Source organism: Algihabitans sp. (assembly GCF_965226985.1).
In the GTDB taxonomy this organism is placed as follows: Bacteria; Pseudomonadota; Alphaproteobacteria; order Kiloniellales; family DSM-21159; genus Algihabitans.
In genome coordinates, this window is sequence record NZ_OZ245712.1 from 758699 (window position 1) to 773786 (window position 15088).

General features: G+C 64.4%; 13 protein-coding genes. 5 read left to right on the forward strand and 8 right to left on the reverse strand.

Annotated elements, in window-relative coordinates:
- Positions 1-138 precede the first annotated feature (138 nt).
- Both guaB and ACO054_RS03295 read left to right on the forward strand, forming a co-directional pair.
- Positions 139-1602: an IMP dehydrogenase gene (guaB, locus tag ACO054_RS03290; RefSeq protein ID WP_421709020.1), complete on the forward strand. Its 1464-nt coding sequence runs from the start codon at positions 139-141 to the stop codon at positions 1600-1602.
- A gap of 50 nt (positions 1603-1652) precedes the next feature.
- Positions 1653-2678 carry a patatin-like phospholipase family protein gene (locus ACO054_RS03295; RefSeq protein ID WP_421709021.1) on the forward strand — a complete coding sequence of 342 codons (1026 nt, stop codon included), beginning with the start codon at positions 1653-1655 and terminating at the stop codon, positions 2676-2678.
- A 12-nt stretch (positions 2679-2690) separates the two neighbouring features.
- Here the strand turns inward: ACO054_RS03295 and ACO054_RS03300 are convergent, their stop codons facing one another.
- From ACO054_RS03300 to ACO054_RS03315, 4 genes are read right to left on the reverse strand one after another with little or no spacing between them, the layout of a single operon-like run.
- Entirely contained in the window at positions 2691-3341 is a 651-nt protein-coding gene (locus ACO054_RS03300; RefSeq protein ID WP_421709022.1) for a sarcosine oxidase subunit gamma, read from the reverse strand.
- On the reverse strand, positions 3334-6378 hold the full coding sequence (locus ACO054_RS03305; protein ID WP_421709023.1) for a sarcosine oxidase subunit alpha family protein: 3045 nt from the start codon (positions 6376-6378) through the stop codon (positions 3334-3336). The genes ACO054_RS03300 and ACO054_RS03305 overlap by 8 nt, the downstream gene beginning before the upstream one ends.
- A gap of 27 nt (positions 6379-6405) precedes the next feature.
- Positions 6406-6699 carry a sarcosine oxidase subunit delta gene (locus ACO054_RS03310; RefSeq protein WP_421709024.1) on the reverse strand — a complete coding sequence of 98 codons (294 nt, stop codon included), beginning with the start codon at positions 6697-6699 and terminating at the stop codon, positions 6406-6408.
- A gap of 28 nt (positions 6700-6727) precedes the next feature.
- A complete protein-coding gene (locus tag ACO054_RS03315) occupies positions 6728-7981 on the reverse strand; it encodes a sarcosine oxidase subunit beta family protein (RefSeq protein ID WP_421709025.1) in 1254 nt (417 codons plus the stop codon).
- Positions 7982-8222: 241 nt separating this feature from the next.
- Between ACO054_RS03315 and ACO054_RS03320 the strand changes: the two genes are divergently transcribed.
- The gene (locus ACO054_RS03320) at positions 8223-9221 is read left to right on the forward strand and encodes a GlxA family transcriptional regulator (protein WP_421709026.1); all 999 of its coding nucleotides are present in this window, start codon (positions 8223-8225) and stop codon (positions 9219-9221) included.
- A gap of 99 nt (positions 9222-9320) precedes the next feature.
- Here the strand turns inward: ACO054_RS03320 and ACO054_RS03325 are convergent, their stop codons facing one another.
- The 3 genes from ACO054_RS03325 to ACO054_RS03335 form a co-directional block, all read right to left on the reverse strand.
- On the reverse strand, positions 9321-10238 hold the full coding sequence (locus ACO054_RS03325) for a metFprotein (RefSeq protein WP_421709027.1): 918 nt from the start codon (positions 10236-10238) through the stop codon (positions 9321-9323).
- Between the two features lie 185 nt (positions 10239-10423).
- Positions 10424-10882 carry a MarR family winged helix-turn-helix transcriptional regulator gene (locus ACO054_RS03330; protein ID WP_421709028.1) on the reverse strand — a complete coding sequence of 153 codons (459 nt, stop codon included), beginning with the start codon at positions 10880-10882 and terminating at the stop codon, positions 10424-10426.
- A 289-nt stretch (positions 10883-11171) separates the two neighbouring features.
- A complete protein-coding gene (locus tag ACO054_RS03335; protein WP_421709029.1) occupies positions 11172-12197 on the reverse strand; it encodes a GlxA family transcriptional regulator in 1026 nt (341 codons plus the stop codon).
- Between the two features lie 190 nt (positions 12198-12387).
- On the opposite strand from ACO054_RS03335, the gene ACO054_RS03340 reads away from it, so the two are divergent.
- Complete coding sequence (locus ACO054_RS03340; protein ID WP_421709030.1) at positions 12388-13083, forward strand: glutamine amidotransferase-related protein; 696 nt, start codon at positions 12388-12390, stop codon at positions 13081-13083.
- A 75-nt stretch (positions 13084-13158) separates the two neighbouring features.
- Here the strand turns inward: ACO054_RS03340 and ACO054_RS03345 are convergent, their stop codons facing one another.
- Positions 13159-14127 carry a 2-hydroxyacid dehydrogenase gene (locus tag ACO054_RS03345; protein WP_421709031.1) on the reverse strand — a complete coding sequence of 323 codons (969 nt, stop codon included), beginning with the start codon at positions 14125-14127 and terminating at the stop codon, positions 13159-13161.
- An 88-nt stretch (positions 14128-14215) separates the two neighbouring features.
- On the opposite strand from ACO054_RS03345, the gene ACO054_RS03350 reads away from it, so the two are divergent.
- Positions 14216-15040, forward strand: a complete 825-nt coding sequence (locus ACO054_RS03350) for an EipB family protein (protein ID WP_421709032.1) — start codon at positions 14216-14218, stop codon at positions 15038-15040.
- Positions 15041-15088: the final 48 nt, after the last annotated feature.

Sequence of the window (15088 nt, forward strand, 5' to 3'; positions counted from 1 at the left end):
GCGGAAGGCGCGGGCTTTGCATCTTCGGCCCACGCTTTGCAGAGGGGCTATGCGGCCGCTGGGTCTGGCGGCGGCTTGGCAGGGCTGGCGCGATGTGTATAGTGCGCCGCCAATCTCTTTCATTCAGCGGGGTTGGTTATGGAAATCCGCGAGGGCCTGACCTTCGACGACATTTTGCTTCAGCCTGCGGAATCCGCCGTTCTTCCTGCCCAGACCAACACCGCGACGCGCCTTACGCGTTCGATCGAACTCAACATCCCGTTGATTTCCTCGGCTATGGATACCGTCACCGAGGGACGCTTGGCCATTGCCATGGCCCAGGCCGGTGGCATGGGTGTCATTCATAAGAACATGCTGGCGCCGGCCCAGGCGGACGAGGTCCGCCGCGTGAAGAAATTCGAGAGCGGCATGGTGGTCAATCCGGTGACCATCTTCCCCGACGAACCGCTGCGCAACGCGCTTGCCGTCATGGAAACCCATGGAATCTCCGGTATTCCGGTCGTCGAGCGCGAGACCAAGAAGTTGGCGGGCATCCTGACCAACCGCGACGTGCGCTTCGCCGACAATCCGTCCGAACCCGTGTCGGAGCTGATGACCAAGGAGAACCTGGTGACGGTTCGCGAGGGCGTCAGCCGGGACGAGGCCAAACGCCTGCTGCACAAGTGGCGAATCGAGAAGCTGCTGGTGGTGGACGAGGCCTATCGCTGCGTCGGACTGATCACCGTCAAGGATATCGAGAAGGCTCAGATGCACCCGCAGGCCTGCAAGGACGAGCAGGGCAGGCTGCGTTGTGCCGCTGCGACCGGCGTCGGCAAGGAAGGTGTGGCCCGGGCCGAGGCGCTGCTGGCGGCCGGGGTGGACGTGATCGTAGTCGATACGGCGCACGGTCACTCTCGCGGTGTGCTCGACACCGTCGGACAGGTCAAGCGGCTGTCGAACACCGCGCAGGTGGTGGCGGGTAATATCGCGACGGCCGATGCGGCGCAGGCCCTGATCGATGCTGGTGCCGATGCGATCAAGGTGGGGATTGGGCCCGGCTCGATCTGCACCACCCGGGTGGTCGCCGGTGTCGGCGTGCCCCAGCTGACAGCCCTGTTCGACACGGTCGAGGTGGCGCGCAAGGCGGGCACCCCGGTGATCTCCGATGGCGGCATCAAGTACTCGGGCGATCTGGCGAAGGCCATCGCCGCCGGTGCCGACTGCGTGATGATCGGCTCTCTCTTCGCCGGAACCGACGAGAGCCCGGGTGAGGTCTTCCTCTATCAGGGCCGCAGTTACAAAGCCTATCGCGGCATGGGCTCGCTCGGCGCCATGGCGCGTGGTTCCGCCGACCGCTACTTCCAGCAGGAGGTGGCTGACACGCTCAAGCTGGTCCCGGAGGGCGTCGAAGGACAGGTTCCCTACAAGGGACCGATCGGCGCCGTGATCCATCAGCTTGTCGGCGGTCTGCGCGCGGCCATGGGCTATACCGGCAGTCCCGGACTGGCCGAGATGCAGCGCAACTGCCGCATGTTGCGCATCACCAACGCCGGTTTGCGCGAGAGCCACGTGCACGACGTGACGGTGACTCGCGAGGCGCCCAACTACCGCAACAACATCTGACCCGCCGGCCCCGGAGGGCGGACGGGAGCCTAAGGCGAGGAGCCCTCCGCATGGCCGCATCCGCCGCGAAGACCAAGACGGTGAACCTCGCGCTGCAAGGCGGCGGCGCGCACGGCGCCTTCGCCTGGGGTGTGCTCGACCGTCTGTTGGACGAGGAGCGGCTCGCGTTCGAGGGGCTGACCGCGACGTCTGCCGGTGCCATGAACGCCGTCGCCTTGGCGCATGGCCTGCGCGTCGGCGGCCGTGCCGGTGCCAAACAGGCTTTGTCCGACCTTTGGCGCCGGGTCAGCGATAGTGCGCGTTTCGCGCCCACCCAACCGAATCCCTATCAGCTGCTGTTCGGCGACTGGGGCGCTCCCTCGTTCGGTCACTTCGCGTTCGAGGTGATGACTCGCCTTGTCTCGCCCTATCAGTTCAATCCCTTCAACATCAATCCGTTGCTCGACATGCTACGCGAGTGCGTGGACTTCGACGGTCTGCAGAAGGACTGCCCGCTCAAGCTCTTCATCAGCGCGACCAACGTCCGCAGCGGAAAGATCCGGGTTTTCGGATCGGAGGAGCTGAGCGCCGAGGCGGTGATGGCCTCGGCCTGTCTTCCCTTTCTGTTCCAGGCCGTCGAGATCGAGGGAGAGGCCTATTGGGACGGCGGTTACATGGGTAACCCGGCGATCTTTCCGCTGATCTACAACTGCGAGAGCCGGGATGTGGTGATCCTCCACATCAACCCGCTCTACCGGCCGGAGCTGCCGACCGACGCTTTCGACATCATGAACCGCGTCAACGAGATTTCCTTCAACTCCTCGCTGATGCGCGAGATGCGGGCCATCGCCTTCGTCACCGACATGATCGATAAGGATCAGGTCACCAAGAGGTCGATGAAGCGGATGCTGATCCACGCGATCGAGGCGGAGGAAGCCATGCGCGACCTTAGCGTCCATTCGAAGCTGACGCCGTCGCTTCCCTTCCTGCTCGAACTGCGTGACATCGGTCGCCAGACGGCTGACACCTGGCTTGAGACGACCTTCGACAAGCTCGGTTCGAAAACCAGCATCGATCTCGGCGCCGTCTATCTCTAGCTCAAGCTACCGTTAGATCAGGACCGCCAGCCCATACTCCCCAGCGGCATCGGTCAGCCAGCGCCAGGTGTAGTCGGCGAAGCTGCGGCGCACCGTGATTTCGAAACACGCGCCGGCGCCGCTGTCGCCAGTGTCTCTGTCGCCGTTGCCGCCATCTTCGTCCGAAATCAGGCGGTAGACCGCGTCGGCCTTGGAAAGCAGCGACTGTTTGACCTCGCCGGCCGTGAAGGCGCGCGGATGGAAGTCCAGAGGACAGGCCTTCGCGAGCAAGGCGCGAGACTGGGGGCCCGAGACCTCGATTTGCGTCCAGCCCTCGCCGATTTCGGTTACCGCAGCGTGGCCGCCGGTGAGGGCTCGCCGCGTCCTTACCGCCAGATCGTCGGCTGAGCCGGCGGTCCTGATCCACCACTCGTCGGGGCCCAGACGGTAGGCGACAAGGCCGTTGCCTTGACTGCTCCGGCCTAGTGCCGGCAGTTCGAGATCGAGCGCAACCTTCAAGGCTTCCACCAAGGCTGTCTCGTCGGGGGCGAGCCGCAAATTCACCAGCGCCGGAGGCGGAAGCTCTCGCAAGGCGACGCCCTGTTCGGAGGTCCGCCGCGCGACCGCTTTGGCTGCGAGCCCTAGAGAGGCTAGGGCGCTCTGGCGCAGATAGTCCTCAGGCACGCATCTTCTCCCCCTCGGGATCGTAGAACACGGGCGACACGACCTTGCAGGCGAGCGTGCGCCCGTCGGCCAGGGGCGCGTAGAGCCGTTGTCCGAGGCGGTCTCGACCGCCCTTGACCAAGGCCAGTGCGAGAGAGCGCCCGAGAGTGGGACTCCTGTAGCTGGAGGTGACATGCCCGACCATCGGCACCGGGGCACTGGGTCGCGGCGTTTCGGGAACGGTCTCCGTCAGCTGCGCGCCTTCGGGCAGAACCTGCGAAGGGTCGTCCGTTTCCAAACCGACAAGCTGCTTGCGGTCTGAGCGCAGCATGTCGGGTCGGGCCAAGGAGCGCTTGCCAATGAAGTCCTTCGTCTTGGAGCAGAGACCTTCGAGCCCGAGGTCGAGCGGCGTCACAGATCCGTCGGTCTCCTGACCGACGATGATGAAGCCTTTCTCGGCCCGCAGGACGTGCATCGTCTCGGTACCGAAGGGCGTGATGCCGAAGGTCTCGCCCTCGCGCATGAAGGCTTCCCAAACTGCTTGGCCGTAGGACGCCGGGACGTTGATCTCGTAGGAGAGTTCGCCGGTGAAGGAGATGCGGAAGATCCGCGCGGGAACGCCCATCACCTCGGCCGCCTTGACCTCCATGAAGCCGAAGGAGTCCGGCGAAAGATCCAGGTCCGTGAAGCGGCTCAGCAGCTTGCGCGCGTTCGGTCCGGCAAGCTGAAGCGTCGCCCACTGTTCGGTCACGCTGGTGAGGTAGACTTTCAGCTCCGGCCATTCGGTCTGCAGCCACTCCTCCAGATGGGCCAGCACGGCGGCGGCGTTGCCGGTCGTGGTGGACATCAGATAGTGGCCTTCGCCCAGGCGCGCGGTCACGCCGTCGTCCATCACCATGCCGTCTTCCGACAGCATCAGGCCGTAGCGGCACCGGCCGACCGCCAGCTTGCTCCAGGCATTGCTGTAGACGCGGTTCAGAAGCGTTGCGGCATCCGGGCCCTGAATGTCGATCTTACCGAGCGTGGAGGCGTCCAGCAGACCGAGGGAGCTTCGTACGGCTTTGCACTCGCGCTGCACGGCCGCCTGCATGTCCTCTCCGGGGTTGGGAAAATACCAGGGCCGCTTCCACTGACCCACGTCCTCGAACACGGCACCGTTCGCCTTGTGCCAGGCCTGCATCGGCGTCGTGCGGACAGGGTCCAGCAGGTCGTCTACGTCCCGGCCCGCGAAGATCCCGAAGGTCACGGGTGTGTAGGGCAGACGGAAGGTCGTGACGCCCACCTCGGGCAAGGGCCTTCCCAACTGTTCGGCAACGATACCGATGGCGTTCAGGTTTCCGGTCTTGCCCTGGTCGGTACCCATGCCGGTGGTGGTGTAGCGCTTGACGTGCTCGATGGAGCCGTAGCCTTCCCGCAAAGCGAGATGGAGGTCACTGGCCGCCACGTCGTTCTGCAGATCGACGAAGTGCTTGCCGCCCTGAACGAGCGGTCGATCGGAGGGCACGAGGTAGAGGAAGCGGGCCGGCAGAAAGTCGAAGGTTTCGTCCCCTGTCGCTGCGGCCGCCTTGGGCTTCTTGCGCCCCTTTACCTTGAAGCCCGCGTCTCTCGCGGCCTCCAGACCCGCGGTCTGCCCCTGCGCCAAGGCGGTGCGCAGATCGAAAGTCCCGTTGGCGGCTCCGACGATACGCTGATCGGCGCGCCCTGCCTCGCCGGGGACGAAGCAGGCCTGAGCCTCATCCCAGACCAACTGGCCCTTGGCTTGCGCGAAGAGATGCACGGTCGGCGACCAGCCGCCCGATGAGACCAGCAGATCGCAGTCCAGAGGCGTTCCGCCGCCGAACACCCGCTTGCCGCTCTCGTCCAACGGCGCGATGCGACAGCCGGAGACTCTTTTACCGCCCTCGGTCGCGATCACCGCATGACCCGCGAAGATGTCGAGGCCGGCTGCCTGAGCCTGGGCCGTCAGGTGGCCCTCTGGCGTCTCGCGCAGGTCGATCACGCCGGCGATCTTGGTTCCAGCCTTGTGCAGAGCCAGAGCGGCGCCGTAGCCGCCGTCGTTGTTGGTGAAAACGACGGCCTTCTCGCCGGGCTTGACCGCATAGCGGCGCAGGTAGGTCTGGGCCGCGCCTGCCAGCATGATGCCGGGCCTGTCGTTGTCGCGAAACACCAGCGGCCGCTCGATCGCTCCCGTGGCGAAGACGACCTGTTTCGCCCGCAGCTTCCAGAGACGCTGACGCGGCAGGCGCGGGTCGCGCTCGTCGGGTGGCTCGTGGTCCGTCACCCTCTGGTTCAGGGCGAAGAAGTTATGGTCGTAAACACCGAAGCACTGGGTACGCGTGAGCAGCGTCACTTCCGGACAGCTGCGCAGTTCGGCCTCGGCCGCCGCGATCCAGTCCAACGCCGGCAGCCCATCGATCTCGATGCCGGCAGCGCCCAGCAGCCACCCGCCCAGTAGCGGCTCCTGTTCGGCCAGGACCACCCGCGCGCCCGCCCGTGCGGCGGCCAGAGCCGCCGTCAGACCGGCTGGGCCGCCGCCGACCACCAGCAGATCCGTATGGGCGAAGGTCTTGTCGTAGCTGTCCGGATCCGGGCCGCTCGGTGCCTTGCCGAGACCGGCTGCTTGGCGGATTACGGCTTCGTACTTCATCCACATGGAAGCCGGCCACATGAAGGTCTTGTAGTAGAAGCCGGCTGGGAAGAAACGGGCGAGCCGATCGTTGACGCCGCCGACGTCGAAATCGAGCGACGGCCAACAGTGCTGCGGAGTCGCGACCAGGTCCCGGTAGAGGTCGATCTGCGTGGCGCGCAGGTTCGGTTCCGTGCGCGGATCCTCGCCGAGTTGCACCAGCGCGTTCGGTTCCTCGGCGCCGGCCGCGAAGATCCCGCGCGGGCGATGGTACTTGAAGGACCGGGCGACGAAGTGAACGCCGTTGGCCAGCAGCGCGGAAGCGAGGCTGTCGCCCGGATGCCCCTCGTAGCTTCGACCTTCGAAGGTAAAGGGCAGGGTCTTGCTGCGGTCGATCAGACCGCCTTCGGACAGGCGGAACCTCTGAGCCATCGGCCGGGGCCCTTCCAGGAACAGAGTTTAAAGATAGCTGCGCTCAGGCAGTTTCGGCGGTTTGGCGCCCATCGGGTAGACCGCCAGAATCTCGTAGGTCAGCGTATCGCGGGCCACGTTGAACCAGCGACGGCACCCGTGGCTGTGGACCCAGCGTTCCAGCAGGACGCCCTTCCGGTTGGTCTTCATGAAGAGGTAGTCGGCCCAGTCTTCGTCGTTCAGCGCCTCCGGCTGCAGCGGGCGCGCGATATGCGCTTCGTTGCCGTAGGAGAACTCGACCTCGGCACGTGGGCCGCAGTAGGGACAGTCGATCAGCAGCATGGGCCGACCCTTCTGTTGGCGGTCTGCATCAGTGCGCCACCGCCGCCGCGCCGTGCTCGTCGATCAGGTAGCCGCTGTGGAAGCGGTCCAGGCTGAAGGGCGCGTTGATTGCGTGCGGCCTGTCGGTGGCAATGGTGTGGGCGAAAACGTGGCCGGAGCCGGGGGTGGCCTTAAAGCCACCGGTCCCCCAGCCGCAGTTGAGGTACAGGCCTTCGACCGGTGTCTTGGAGATGATCGGACTGGCGTCGGGGCAGGTGTCGACGATACCGCCCCAGTTCCGCAGCATCCGCATGCGCCGGAAGATCGGAAAGAGTTCGCAGATGGCGCCCAGGGTTTCCTCGGTGACCGGTAGGCTGCCCCGCTGACCGTAGCCGATGTATTTGTCGACGCCGGCCCCGATCACCAGCTCGCCCTTGTCGGACTGGCTGATGTAGGCATGCACGGCCCCGGACATGACCACGCAGTCCAGCACCGGCTTGACCGGTTCGCTCACCAGAGCTTGCAGGGGGAGGGAGGTCACCGGCAGACGGAAGCCGGCGCGTTCGGTCAGCACGCTGGCATGACCGGCGGGAACGAGCCCGATCTTCTTGGCTTCGATGTAACCCTTGCCGGTCTGAACACCCTGTACGCGGCCATTGGAGATACGGAAGCCCTCGACCGGACATTCCTGAATGATATCGACGCCGAGGGCGTCTGCGGCACGGGCGTAGCCCCAGGCGACGGCGTCGTGCCGGGCGGTTCCGCCGCGTCGCTGCAGGCTGGCGCCGAGAACCGGATAGCGGCCGCCGCCGCGCAGATCTATCGGCGGGCAGTAGGCCTTCACGCCCTCGGCATCCAGCGCTTCCGAGTCGATACCGTTCAGACGGTTGGCGTTGACCCGGCGAGACACCTCGCGCAGGTCGTGCTGGTTGTGCGCCAGGTTCAGCACGCCGCGCTGCGAGAACATGACGTTATAGTTGAGGTCCTGGCTCAACCCCTCCCAGAGCTTCATGGCGTGTTCGTAGAGGGCCGCGGATTCGTCCCAAAGATAATTGGAGCGGACGATGGTGGTGTTGCGGCCGGTGTTGCCGCCGCCCAGCCAGCCGCGCTCCAGCACCGCGACCTTGGTCAGCTTGTGTTCCTTGGCCAAGTAGTAGGCCGTGGCGAGGCCATGACCGCCGCCACCGACGATCACCGCGTCGTATGCCGGTTTCGGGTCGGGCGAACGCCAAGCCTTCGGCCAGTCCTCATGATGCTTCAGAGCGTTGCGCGCGAGCGAAAAGGCGCTGTAGCGGGTGCGCATGATCTGCCGGCCCCTTCCCTTCGACTTTCGAGCGCAAGCCTAGCGAAACTGCGGCCTGTCACTCCTTGATGTGTTGCCTGAGCGCAGACCTCTCGCGCAGCGCCGTCCGCATCTTTTCTCTTCGCGACATTGATCGCTTTGTGTCACATTGACACGTAGAAGGGGAGGCGGCGGTACGCACTCTCAGAGAGTGTGGCTGCTTAAACAAGAATCAACCAAGGCTCAGTTACGACGGTCGAACATGCTGGGTAGCACGCCGCGAGAGCTCCCGCAGAGCATCGGCTTCATTCTCCTGCCACGCTTTTCCATGATTGCGTTGGCTTCGGCGATCGAGCCCTTGCGCCTTGCCAACAGAGTGGCCGGCAAGCCGCTCTATCGCTGGCCCTGCTTTTCCATCGATGGACAGCCTGTTCAGGCTTCGAACGGGATGGAGTTTCAGGTCGCGGGCGATCTCGAGGCCGCCTCAAGTCTGCAGGTGGTGGCCCTGGTCGCCGGGCTCGATCCGGGTCGGGTGGAGGACAAGCGGCTCTTCGCATGGCTCCGCCGGATGGATCGTCAGGGTGCGGACATTGGCGCCATCTGCACCGCCACGGTCGTGCTCGCCAAGGCGGGGCTGATCGACGGCTATCAATGCACCATCCATTGGGAGAACTTGGCCGGTTTCGTCGAGGCCTTTCCGGAACTGGACGTGACCGACGAACTCTTCGAGATCGATCGCAACCGCTTCACCTGTGCCGGGGGCACGGCCGCTGCCGACATGATGCTGAATACCATCGCGCTGCAACACGGGCAGGAGCTGGCGACCCAGGCGGCCGACCAGTTCATGCACGAGCGCATCCGCGATCAACGCGACCACCAGCGCATGAGCCTGCGGGCCCGCCTCGGGGTGCGACATCCCAAGCTGCTCTCGATCATTGCGACCATGGAAGAAAACCTGGAAGAGCCGCTGTCCCGTAACGATCTGGCACGTGCGGCCAGTCTTTCGACCCGGCAACTGGAACGACTGTTTCGCAAGTACCTGGGCCGCTCGCCGGCGCGCTACTATCTCGAACTTCGGCTCAATCGCGCGCGTTTGCTGCTGCTGCAGACGGAGATGAGTGTCATCGATGTCGCGCTCGCCTGCGGTTTCGTCTCGGCGTCCCACTTCTCCAAGTGCTATCGCGACTTTTTCGGCCGCACACCGCGCAAGGAGCGTGGCTTGCCGCCGGCACCGGAGCACATGGAAGGCCGCGTCGCGTGATCGCCGTCGCCTGAGACGATCCTGCTCTTAACCTCATGATGAGAGTAGGATTCACGCCTTAGGTGGAAGCCAAACGCTTCCACCTAAGGCGATCCTGCTCTAGTCGATCGCGCGGTCGACCGTAAAGCCGCTGTGATCCCGGTTGAGCGTGAAGTCGTTGTCCGCGACCGCGTAGCTCCAGGCGGCCGAGCGGCGCAGGCCGCCAAGCGGATAGAGATGAACGCCCCGGATGCAGGTCTCCGGCTCGCTCATGCGATAGCGGGCGAGGTCGACGACGAGCCGATCCGGTGCGTTGACGGTCATCAACTTGGTGATATTGCGCGCCTGCTTTAGCAGATACTGCATCGACGGCCCGATCCCACAGGCGCGCGCATGCCCGATCAGGGTCTTCAGGGTTGCCAGGCCCGGTAGGCCGATACGCACCGGCATATCGTTTCCGGCAGCGCGAATCGCCTTGTCCCAGGCAATGATCGGAGCCGCATCAAAGGCGAATTGGGTGACGACCTCGAAGGCGGCGTCGCTGCGCTCGGCGAAGTCGTTCTTCCAGGCCAGCGCCTTGGCGACGATCTCGTCTGCGATGTCCGGATTGCCCTCGGGATGCCCAGCGACGGCAATCCGGGTAAAGCCGTGTTTGTCGAGCAGGCCGCTCTCCAAAACGTCCATCGAGGATGCGAAAGGGCCGAGCGGCTCCGCCACGGCACCGGCCAGAACGACGGCACGGTTTGCGCCGGCTTCGCCTGCCAGACGTGAGAGCCAGTCGTCCAGGGTCGCGCGGCCTGGCACTGATCGCCCGGCGATGTGCGGGGCTGGCTCGAAGCCTTCGCGACGCAGGCGCGTGGCCGTGGCGATCGTCTCTTCGAAGTTACTACCGGGCAGGAAGGTTACGGCGACTGTCGCGCCGGACCTTAGGTAGGTGCGGTAGTCATCGATCTTGGCGGCGGATCCTGGGGTTGTCTCGATCGTGAAGCCGTCGACTAAGGCGACGACGGCATCTTGCAACGTCGATACCGTCGACATTTCCTCCGGGGACCGGACGTCCGTTCCAACCTGATGAGCCACGCAGACCCTCCACGCTCGGCTTGGACCAACCAGATCCAGCACGAGCGTCTAGCCTGCAGTCTAGATCGCCGACGACTCTGTACCCGGCACGACGACCAGTCGCTTTTTCGCGACCTCGCGCTGCCCGGGCTCGAACGGCGGCGTCAGGTCAAACGCTTCAGCAGGTCCACGAACAGATCGCGTTCGCTGGTCTCGAGCGGCTCCAGGATCGCCTCGCTGACACCGTCGGCGTGATCCAGAAGCTGGTCGACGAGCGAACTGCCTGAGGAAGTGAGCCTTAGCACCATACGCCGCCGGTCGTTGGCGTCCGGCGTACGTTGGATGTAGCCACGTTCCTCCAAGCGCCTGATAACGCCCTGGATCGTCGCGGGATCCATGGCTGCGAGTCGACCCAGACGGTTCTGCGACAACTGCCCGCGTTCATGCAGACGTGCCATGGCGAAGAACTGGGTCGGCGTGAGCTGGTGCTCTCCCAAAACGCTCAGGAAAAGAGATGAGGCGCGTTGGTGCGCGCGACGGAGCAAATGGGCCACCTGCTCGTCGAGGTTGAGTGCTTGGGCGGTGATCTGACTCATTTCGTTTTCAGCGAGTTTTGCAGTCACGGCGTTCGGTCCCCTCTAGTAACGCCAAAGTGAAGTGGCTTGAGAGTCTGCCCCGCGCCGTTCGTCCGCGTCGATGGGGGCTGTGGGTTGTTCTGCGGCGGTTTAAGAGCTTCCTAAGCTTGAAGCTAGTGTATCTTCTCCGTCCGTCCAGTCGACCGGCTTTCAATTCGCCTTTCGATTTCTTCCATAAGCCTACCTAATAGATTGCCCCGCGCCTACGAGTAAAAGTTGAAAATAAATCAACCTAAGGATTTGTGCATACGTGGGTAATTCAAACTCGGGCGGAATTTTAGGCGATTGCCGCAGGCGGCGTCTTGGGACTGCTTGCGGCGCGGTCGTCGCGCGGACTGCGGTGATAGGATTCCCGGTAGCACTTCGAGAAGTGGGAGGCGGAGACGAAACCGCAGGCCGTGGCGACCTCCAAGACCGACATAGAGGTCTGGGCGAGCAGCAACCGTGCCCTGTCGAGGCGAAGTTCCAGATAGTGGCGGGTCGGGGTTTTCCCGAGATAGCGGCGGAACAGGCGTTCGAGCTGACGTGTCGAGAGACTGGCCATCTGAGCCAGTTCGGAACGCGGCAGGGGGTCTTCGATATGCTCTTCCATGATCGCGATCACGGCCAGTAGCTTTGGATGGCTGACCGCCAAGCGTGCCCGCAGAGCCATGCGTTGCTTGTCGTCCCGGCTTCGGATCCGTTCGTGGATAAACTGCTCGGCGACAGCAGTGGCCAGCTCGCGTCCCAGATCCAGCCCTATGACGGAGAGCATCATGTCCAGCGCGGCCGTTCCGCCCGAGCAGGTCATGCGAGAGCCGTCGATCTCGAAGAGTTCTGTCGTGGCTTCAAGCTCGGGAAAGGCCTCTTCGAAGGCGGGCAGGCTTTCCCAATGAATCGTGCAGCGAACGTCCTGTAGCAGCCCGGCCCGTGCCAGCACGTAGGTACCGGTGGAAACAGAGCCGATCCGGCACCCTTGCCGGGCTTGGCGCCGTAGCCAGCCTTCCAGCCGATGATTCCTGACTGTCTCGGCACCGAGGCCGGCACAGACGATGATGGTGTCGAAGCGCTGGGCATCTTCCAGCGCGCCATCGACCATGACGCCGACTTCGCCGGATGAGTGAACCGGCGCGCCGTCGCTGCTCAGCAGCGTCCAGCTGTAGGCGTTTTGACCCGATAGACGGTTGGCGGCACGCAAAGGTTCGAGTGCCGATGTGAAGGCCAGGATCGAGAAGTCCGGGATCAGCACGAAGGCGAAGCGTTGCGGCGAGGCGGGGTCTGCTTCATTGCCGCTGCCGACCGGCGCTGGCGACCGGGCGTTCACAAACGAAGACGCGGCAGGTGACATCGGGACGCCGTTGATCGGTTGACGACGACAGAGCCTGAGGCGGATTCGTGCGAAAGGCAATCTCGTGTCGCCTCTGCCTCCGAATTTCCATCCGGGGCGTCTCCGCCCGCCACGTGTCGGCAGCTTGCCCTTTTGCCCCGCAGCGGTTCCCGCTTATCCTCGGAGCATGACACCCTCGGCTCTGCTCGTCCGTCACGGCCAACATGAGCGGGACGACCGCGTCGCGCAGTCCTTGCAGCGGCGCGGTTACCGGTTGGATCAGCGATTCGTCGCCAAAGGCGACCCTTTACCTGATCCGGACGAAGGGCACGCTCTCTGTGTCGTCTACGGCGGTCCGCAGATGGCCAGCGAGGCCGAGCGCATCGACTACCTGGCGGCTGAATTACGCTGGATCGACGACTGGGTGGGGGCCGGCCGCCCCTATCTCGGACTCTGCCTGGGTGCGCAGATGCTTGCGCGAAGTCAGGGCGCCAGGGTTGGGGTGCATCGCGATGGGCTCCACGAGGTCGGCTACGCCGAGCTTCTGCCAACGCTGCGCGGCCGGGATGTGTTTCCAGAGCCGATCCACGGCTACCATTGGCACTCCGAAGGCTTCGATCTGCCGGACGGGGCGGAGCTGCTCGCGATGGGACGGGTCTTCGAGAACCAAGCCTTCAGGTTGAATGCCTCGACCTACGGTCTGCAGTTTCATCCGGAGGTGACCCTTGAGATGATGCAGAGCTGGATGGAGGAAGCGGCGCAGTGTCTCGCGCAGCCTGGCGCTCACTCGCGCGCGCGGCAGACTTCCGATGCCGAGCGCTATCACGAACCCTTGGGCCTTTGGCTCGAAGGTTTCCTCGATCGCTGGATCGAGGGGCGTTAGAAGACGCAATACCGCAGCCTCACTCTATTCCTTGAGCCGGATCCTCATGAAGTTCGAGGGTAAGAGGCGCCTGTTTCAAGCTGTCAGGATGCTGGGACCCGATCTGCCGGCGGCAACGGCATCGAGGTTGTTGAGACAGGCAAAACCCATCGCGTTTCTGGTTTCGACCGTGGCGCTGCCGACGTGCGGCAAAAGAAAGGTGTTCGGCAGGGTTCTGTAGCGGGCATCGATCTTCGGTTCGCCCTCGAAGACATCCAGGCCAGCGGCCGCGACCTTTCCCGAAGTCAGCGCCTCGATCAGCGCGGCGTCGTCCACCAGACTGCCGCGTGCGGTGTTGACGACGATGGCGCCCTTCGGCAGCAAGGCGATCCGCTCGGCGTTCAGGAAGTGATGGGTCTCAGGGGTCGAGGGGGCGTTGAGCGAGAGGAAGTCGCAGTGCGGCAGCATGTCCTCGGGCTGGGCATGGTAGACCGCGCCCTGCTCCTGATCTTGAGCGAGGCGTCTGCGATTGGCGTAGTGAATCGTCATGCCAAAGCCGCGGGCCCGTGCCGCCACGGCGCGTCCGATCCGCCCCATCCCCAGGATACCGAGGCGTTTTCCGCTGACCTGCGTGCCGCAGAGCTGCGTGGTCGTCCAGCCGACCCAGCGGTCTTCGCGCAAGAGCGTCTGGGCTTCCCAGGCGCGGCGCGCGGCGCCCAGCAGGCAGAGCAGGGCGATCTCCGCGGTCGCGTCGGTCAGGACATCGGGCGTATTGCTGACCTGAATCGCACGCGACCGAGCCGCCGCCACGTCGATGTGCTCGTAGCCGACCGAGAAGGTGGCGACCAGCTTGACGCTTGCGGGCAGACGCTCGATCAGCGCGGCATCGAAGCGATCCGACCCCGTACAGATGATCGCAAAGCAGCCTTCGGCGGCGGAGACGATCTCCTGCGCGCTCATGAGGCGATCGTCCGGGTTGAGATGCGCTTCATAGTCTTGGGTCAACCGGTCCGTGACGGCGGCCGGAAGCGCACGGGTCGCGAGGACGCGAAGCTTGTTAACCATGTTTGAGAATCCCGAGAGGTCGAAAGGGCCACAGAAACCTGCGCACGCTGCTATTGCGGCGCCGGGTCGGTAGCCTATTCTGTCGCACATGATGCGCAATTGGACCATCTTCCTGACGGTTCTGCTGGCCGCCGGTGGTGTTTCGCCGGCCGGGAAGGCCGGGTCTCCGGCCGTCGAGGGGTTTCAACCTCACCGGGCGAGTTATGAACTCTTGCTGATTCCTGGAAAGGGCGACGGCAGCGTCGTCTCGGCGGGCGGCCGGTTGGATTTCGAGTGGTCCGATGTCTGCGACGGCTGGGCGGTGAAACAGCGAACCCGTGTCATCCTCGGTCAGTCTCAGGGGGGCGAGCTCGACTTCGGCTGGGCGCTGACGACGTGGGAGGCGAAGGACAGCCTGTCGTTCCGTTTCGTTATCCAGCGTTATCAGGGCGGCGAAGTCTACGAGACGGTGCGCGGCGATGCCGAGTTGACGAGTCCCGGCGGACCGGGCGTAGCCCGTTTCGAGGAACCGGTGGCGAGAGAAGTCACCTTGCCGCCGGGCACGCTTTTTCCCACCGACCATACCTTCCGCATGATCGACGCAGCGCTTGCCGGAAAGCCGTCGCTCTATCGTCTGGTTTTCGATGCGTCGTCCGAGGCCGACGGTCTTTCCGCCGTTTCGGCTGTCGTCGGCGGCGAAATTCCCAACGATCGTCCCGCGACGCTGGCGTCGGACCTGATTGCGGACCTGCCATCCTGGCGGTTGATGTTGGCCTATTTCCCGCCGTTCGGCGAAGCTGAACTGCCCGAGACCGAAGTCGGCCTTCGTGTTTTTCCGAACGGTCTGGCCGACAACTTTCACTTCAACTACGGCGACTTCGCGTTGCGGGCTCGCCTGACGGACCTGGAAGCCTTGGAGATGCCCGAGTGTTGATGCCCGAGTGTTAGAGCGCGATCGTCTCAGGCGGAAGCGTTTGGCTTC

Bases quoted from the DNA above. Each gene is read 5' to 3' on its own strand.
- guaB (WP_421709020.1), top strand. From the start codon at position 139: ATGGAAATCCGCGAGGGCCTGACCTTCGACGACATTTTGCTTCAGCCT.
- ACO054_RS03305 (WP_421709023.1), bottom strand. From the start codon at position 6,378: ATGGCTCAGAGGTTCCGCCTGTCCGAAGGCGGTCTGATCGACCGCAGC.
- ACO054_RS03340 (WP_421709030.1), top strand. From the start codon at position 12,388: ATGACACCCTCGGCTCTGCTCGTCCGTCACGGCCAACATGAGCGGGAC.
- ACO054_RS03345 (WP_421709031.1), bottom strand. From the start codon at position 14,127: ATGGTTAACAAGCTTCGCGTCCTCGCGACCCGTGCGCTTCCGGCCGCC.
- ACO054_RS03350 (WP_421709032.1), top strand. From the start codon at position 14,216: ATGATGCGCAATTGGACCATCTTCCTGACGGTTCTGCTGGCCGCCGGT.
- ACO054_RS03315 (WP_421709025.1), bottom strand. From the start codon at position 7,981: ATGCGCACCCGCTACAGCGCCTTTTCGCTCGCGCGCAACGCTCTGAAG.
- ACO054_RS03295 (WP_421709021.1), top strand. From the start codon at position 1,653: ATGGCCGCATCCGCCGCGAAGACCAAGACGGTGAACCTCGCGCTGCAA.
- ACO054_RS03320 (WP_421709026.1), top strand. From the start codon at position 8,223: ATGCTGGGTAGCACGCCGCGAGAGCTCCCGCAGAGCATCGGCTTCATT.
- ACO054_RS03310 (WP_421709024.1), bottom strand. From the start codon at position 6,699: ATGCTGCTGATCGACTGTCCCTACTGCGGCCCACGTGCCGAGGTCGAG.
- ACO054_RS03325 (WP_421709027.1), bottom strand. From the start codon at position 10,238: ATGTCGACGGTATCGACGTTGCAAGATGCCGTCGTCGCCTTAGTCGAC.